Origin of the sequence: Gilvibacter sp. (assembly GCF_013214815.1) — a bacterium.
Lineage (GTDB): Bacteria > Bacteroidota > Bacteroidia > Flavobacteriales > Flavobacteriaceae > Gilvibacter.
Genome location: NZ_JABSPU010000105.1, coordinates 1 through 5,642, shown reverse-complemented (window position 1 = coordinate 5,642; position 5,642 = coordinate 1). Strand labels below are relative to the sequence as shown.

The 5,642-nt window shown below is 43.7% G+C and carries 7 protein-coding genes and 1 pseudogene; 7 read left to right on the top strand and 1 reads right to left on the bottom strand.

Annotated elements, in window-relative coordinates:
• A pseudogene (locus HRT75_RS13925) lies at positions 1-794 on the top strand (alanine dehydrogenase); the annotation flags it as partial.
• Between the two features lie 73 nt (positions 795-867).
• Here HRT75_RS13925 and HRT75_RS13920 read toward each other — a convergent pair.
• Positions 868-2,343 carry a M28 family peptidase gene (locus HRT75_RS13920; RefSeq protein WP_291187970.1) on the bottom strand — a complete coding sequence of 492 codons (1,476 nt, stop codon included), beginning with the start codon at positions 2,341-2,343 and terminating at the stop codon, positions 868-870.
• Between the two features lie 143 nt (positions 2,344-2,486).
• On the opposite strand from HRT75_RS13920, the gene HRT75_RS13915 reads away from it, so the two are divergent.
• From HRT75_RS13915 to HRT75_RS13890, 6 genes are all read left to right on the top strand, one after another.
• The gene (locus HRT75_RS13915) at positions 2,487-3,179 is read left to right on the top strand and encodes an SDR family oxidoreductase (RefSeq protein ID WP_291187968.1); all 693 of its coding nucleotides are present in this window, start codon (positions 2,487-2,489) and stop codon (positions 3,177-3,179) included.
• 3 nt (positions 3,180-3,182) lie between these two features.
• The gene (locus HRT75_RS13910; protein WP_291187963.1) at positions 3,183-3,356 is read left to right on the top strand and encodes a Lacal_2735 family protein; all 174 of its coding nucleotides are present in this window, start codon (positions 3,183-3,185) and stop codon (positions 3,354-3,356) included.
• Positions 3,356-3,823: an SRPBCC family protein gene (locus HRT75_RS13905; protein ID WP_291187961.1), complete on the top strand. Its 468-nt coding sequence runs from the start codon at positions 3,356-3,358 to the stop codon at positions 3,821-3,823. The genes HRT75_RS13910 and HRT75_RS13905 overlap by 1 nt, the downstream gene beginning before the upstream one ends.
• On the top strand, positions 3,820-4,095 hold the full coding sequence (locus tag HRT75_RS13900; protein ID WP_272832665.1) for a TIGR03643 family protein: 276 nt from the start codon (positions 3,820-3,822) through the stop codon (positions 4,093-4,095). Before HRT75_RS13905 ends, HRT75_RS13900 begins: the two co-directional genes overlap by 4 nt.
• The gene (locus HRT75_RS13895) at positions 4,047-5,183 is read left to right on the top strand and encodes an FAD-binding domain-containing protein (protein WP_291187958.1); all 1,137 of its coding nucleotides are present in this window, start codon (positions 4,047-4,049) and stop codon (positions 5,181-5,183) included. The genes HRT75_RS13900 and HRT75_RS13895 overlap by 49 nt, the downstream gene beginning before the upstream one ends.
• Positions 5,180-5,642: deoxyribodipyrimidine photo-lyase (locus HRT75_RS13890; protein ID WP_291187955.1), on the top strand; the 463-nt coding region annotated here is incomplete at its 3' end. The genes HRT75_RS13895 and HRT75_RS13890, both read left to right, overlap by 4 nt.

The window sequence follows — 5,642 nt, the reverse complement described above, 5'->3', positions numbered from 1 at the left end:
ATAACGGATTCCGTTTACTTGGAATTCGCGACGGCTTGTTTGAATTGCCTAAGGTTGAGAACCTGGCAGACTTAAATGAAGTCAAGGCAGAACTGGATAAGATCAGTTTGCCAAACATCCGCATCATTTTAAGCGGAACCGGAAAAGTTGCCAAAGGCGCCAAAGAGATATTAGATCATTTGCAAATTCGCGAGGTCACAGACGCTGATTTTCTGTCCAAGTCTTATGATGAGCCTGTTTACTGCATGATAGACGTTACCGAATACAACAAACGCACCGATGGCGCACCTATGGACAAATATGCGTTTTATGCAGATCCAACGGGTTATGAAAGTGATTTGATGAAGTACGCCAAGGTGAGTGATATGTTCATCACAGGACATTTCTACGGAGATGGAGCGCCGTTTTTATTCACTCGTGAAGATGCGCGTCACCCAGATTTCAATATCAATTTAGTGAGTGATGTATCTTGTGATATTGACGGTCCAATCGCTTCAACGATTCGACCTTCAACCATAGCCGATCCTTTTTACGGATACGATCCGCAATCCGAATCCGAAGTTGACTTTAAAACTCCAGGTGCTATCGCTGTTATGGCCGTAGATAACTTGCCTTGTGAGTTGCCTAAAGATGCCTCAGAAGGCTTTGGGGATATGTTTATGGAGCATGTGATCCCAGCTTTTTTCAATGGCGATAAAGACGGTGTTTTAAAACGTGCCCGCATGACGACTCAAGAAGGTACGCTGACCGAGCGTTTTGCTTATCTGCAAGATTATGTAGACGGAAAGGAGTAATCAAACAATAAAAAATTGAAAAGCCCAATACTTTAGATAGCATTGGGCTTTTTTTATTAGATGTACTTAGGGTTTAATTCCCGTACAATTCTTTAGAAGCTTCTTCATATTTATCGCCAGCAATCCATACAGGGGTCTTAGGATCGTTTCCAATAAGTCTGCCCGCTAACACATAAGACTTAAAGAACTTTTCTAGATAGTCAAAATTAAGGCCGTCCGCTTCATCCGCTGGGCGGTGGTAATATTTCATGAGTTGGCCGTCAAAGGCATCAAATCCTAAACTAAAAGTAGGAGCAGGAATTCCTTTGCGGGCAAAATTGACATTATCAGAACGGTCAAAAAGTCCTCCAGAGTCTGCAGTTGGATCATCAACAGCTTCTAAACCATAAGCCTTGCAGGCAGCAACAATGTGCGCTTTGGCAGTGGTACGTGCTAGCCCAACTATAGTGGCCAAGTCCGTATTGTTGTATCCCGCATTATCACTGTTAAAGCAATACACCATTTGATTCAAAGGCAAAACGGGGTGATCTACATAGTATCTGCTCCCCAAAAGTCCTTTTTCTTCTCCAGTAAAAAGGATGAATAGTGCCGACCTCTTGGTTGGGTATTTGGCTAAATTTTTCGCCATACTCAAAACCGTGGTAACACCTACGGCATTGTCTCGAGCTCCATTATAGATAGTATCTCCACTACCGTCTGGAGCACCCACACCAACATGGTCGTAATGACCACTATAGATGATGAATTCATCCTTTAACTCAGGATCGGTGCCTTGAATCCAACCTACAACATTGTAGCTGTTAAATAGCTCCTTTTCGTTTTTGACCATATTCAAGCTTCCGGAATGTGTGTCCTTTTCAGCAAGTGCCGTCGCTCGGGAATGGCCAATATCTTGTATCCAAACAAATGGAATGGACTCCGCTTCTGTTTCATTGTTTGCCAAACGAACTCCAGAACCGTTGAACTGTTGTTCAATAAATCCCCAGATCTGATCATTGGCATCTAAGAGTTCGACTACACCTAAAGCGCCTTTACTGGTAGCTAGTTCAATTTTTTCGCTCACAAGGTCAAAGGCATCTTGAGTGCTGTTGGCGGTTTCACTTCCAGACCGAACCAAAACCATCTTACCCTGAACATCTTTTCCTTGATAATCCTGTTCAAGTCCGTAGCCCATGAAAATGAAGGCTCCGTCATAACTTATATCTGCTTGGCGCATGGCCACTAAACGGGTCATGGCATCACCTCCTATTGCTAGCGCAATGGATTCTGGTGGAAAACTGCGTTGCATGGGAACCGCCTGCAGATAACTCCCAGTTGCTGGATCTGGCTGCGCTCCGTATCCTCTTAGTTGGTTGGCCAAATAGGAAGCGGCAATATCGTTTTCTGCTGTTCCGGTTTCACGACCTTTTAAAAAATCGTCTGCCAAGAAGTAAATGGGACCTTCAATGCTGGGTCTATCTGTGGTTTCATTGACCAAACTGACCTCATCTTGCGCATGCAAGGATAAACTGGACAAGAACAAGCATAGAATTGATAAAGTTTTTCTCATGATGAATGTTTTGATTTAGTGCTTTAAAAATAGTCAATTCATCGGGGATGAGGCGAGGTCTATCGACATATTGAGAGGAATTATCATTTCTTTAAGTATGTTTTGTTTAATAAATATTAACTTTGTTTAAACAAAATTTTGAAATGAAAACATTCTTAGTTATCGGAGGTACTAGTGGTATAGGCGCAGCCCTTGTTAAAATGCTCAGTGAGCAAGGAAATAAGGTGATTGCCACCTATAACACAACTACCCCAGAACCCATCAATAATGTAGCGTTTCATCAGTTGGATGTTACTGATGAACAGGCCAGCTTCCCGGAGCTTCCTGAAGCTATTAATGGTTTGGCATATTGTCCAGGTGCTATCGCACTTTTGCCTTTCAAGCGTTTAAAGAAAAGCAATATGCAAGCGGATTTTGATCTGCAAGTTGGAGGAGCAGTTCGCGCCATTCAGCACGCATTGGAACCCTTAAAAAATGGCAACGGCTCTGTGGTGATGTTTTCAACGGTGGCTGTTCAGTCTGGCTTTAACTTCCACACTCAAGTGGCTATGTCTAAAGGAGCTATTGAAGGCTTAACGCGTGCTTTAGCTGCGGAATTGGCACCAACGGTTCGTGTAAACGCGATTGCTCCATCTATAACAGATACACCTTTGGCTTCTCGATTGCTAAATTCCGACGAGAAAAAGGCAGCCAATGCTAAGAGGCATCCGTTGCAAAAAATTGGCGAGCCGGAAGATATTGCGAAGGCAGCTTCATTTTTACTCAACGATTCTTCCAGCTGGATCACGGGCCAAGTGCTGCAAGTAGATGGCGGAATCTCCACCTTAAAAGTTTAAATCATGTTTGGATTATTTAAAAAGAAATCAGAATTGGAAAAGCTCAGTGAAGCTTATGCCAAGGCTATGGCCGATGCGCAGCGCCTTTCAACTTCTAACAGAAAGGCCAGCGATGAAATGTATGCCAAAGCGGAAGAGATCAACAAAAAGATTGACGCCATACAGAACGCCAACTAATGGGTTTTTACCAATTTAAACGCACTCAAAAAATACCTGCTACTGTTGATGAGGTGTGGGATTTTATTTCCTCTCCGGCCAATCTCCAGGAGATCACTCCAGATCATATGGGATTTGAGATCACCTCAGGAGATCTGCCTGAGAAAATGTATCCGGGAATGATCATCAGCTATGTGGTGAAGCCTCTAATGGGGATACCCATGACATGGGTAACGGAGATCACTCAAGTGATTGACAAGTCTTATTTCATTGACGAACAGCGCGTAGGCCCTTATAAAATTTGGCACCATCAGCATTTCATTGAACCGATTGAAGGTGGAGTTTTGATGCGTGATATAGTTTCTTATCAACCGCCACTTGGGATTTTAGGTTCAATCATGAACAGCTTGGTGATTCGTAAAAAGTTGGAGGAGATCTTCAATTATCGCGTTGAAGCTGTCGATAAACGTTTTGGAGCATTCAAATGAGTTTAGACGAAAGAGCAATAGACCGAATCATTGAAATGGCTTGGGAGGACAGAACTCCTTTTGAAGCCATTGAGGCGCAGTTTGGACTTCCAGAAAAAGAAGTGATCAAACTCATGCGTCGCGAACTCAAACGCTCCAGCTTTAACCGTTGGCGCAAGCGCGTCAACAGCGGAGTGAGTCAAAAACACCTCAAAAAACGCAATCCAGAAATAGACCGATTCAAATGCAGCCGACAACGACAAATAACCGGAAACAAGATCAGCAAACGCTAGACTTTCCTACCGATTTTGATGCTATACAGAAACGGGTAGAGGCCATTCGCCCAAAACGCTATGCAAAAACTCGCAATTTCATCAATGGTGATGTGACTTATCTGTCCCCCTACATTTCTAGAGGAGTCATTTCTACTAAATTCGTTTTAGATTTTTTAAAGTCCGAAGGCTACAAGAAATACGAGATCGAGAAGTTTGTACAAGAATTGGCCTGGAGAGATTATTGGCAAACCATTTGGAAGGATCAAGGCGATGCGATCAATAAAGATTTTAAACGTGCCCAACCCGATGTAAAGCACCACCAAATGGTATCGGCTGTTGATCAAGCAGAGACTGGAATTGAAGCTATTGATCGTGCTATTGAGCAGTTGTACGATACGGGCTATATGCACAATCACATCCGCATGTATACTGCAGCCATAACTTGTAACCAAGGTGGAGCGCATTGGAAACAGCCAGCCCGTTGGATGTATTATCATCTGTTGGATGGCGATTGGGCGAGCAATGCTTTAAGTTGGCAGTGGGTTGCCGGTAGCAATGCTGGAAAAAAATACATTGCCAATCAGGACAATGTGAACAAATACACCTTCAGTAAACAAAAAGGTACTTTTCTGGATGTGACTTATGAAGCCCTTGCGGAGCTCGATGTGCCTGAGGAACTTTCCCAGCGCAGCGATTGGAAGCTGGAAACTCCCTTACCAGAAACAAGAGCTTTGCAGATTGATGAATCCATGCCTACCGCAGTTTACAATTATTACAATATAGATCCGCAGTGGTTGGATGATCAGAAAATGAATCGCATCATGCTTTGGGAACCGGAAGTCTTTGAGAAGTATCCTGTGGGCCAAAAAGCAATCGACTTTGCTGTGGCTTTAAGCAAGAACATCCCAAACATACAGCACTATGTGGGCAGTTTTAAAGCTCTTGAGGCCGAGCTGGGTAGCTCTAAGATCCACTACAAAGAACATCCTTTAAATACAGACTATCGCGGCACAGAACACGCACGTGATTGGATGACCAGCGTTCAAGGAACCCACCGCTCTTTCTTTGCTTTTTGGAAAAAAGCGGAAAAAGAGTTGCGCTTTTGAGTAAACCACCAATCAATATTGTTTGGTTAAAACGCGACCTGCGCTCGCAGGATCACGAACCGCTAGCCGCTGCGGAAGCAGCGGGCTTGCCTTATATTATCCTTTATCTCTTTGAACCGACTTTATTGAAGCATCCGGAATGGAGCTTGAGGCACAATCAGTTTGTGTTGGGTTCTTTGGAGGATTTAAAAAAATCATTTGCCAAGCAGCAAAGAGCACTTTCCATTTGTTATGCGGATGCGGTCCTTGTTTTGAGTGAGCTCTTGGAATCCTATGTGGTTGAGCAGTTGTTTAGCTACCGTGAAAGCGGCGTGCAACTGACTTGGGATCGTGATAAGGAGGTGGCTCAACTTTGCATTGACCACAATATTGAGTGGCAGGAGTTTCAGCGAGAAGGTGTGTTGCGAGGCATTCAAAATCGGGACGGTTGGGACAAGCAGTGGTATGTCAAGATGCATT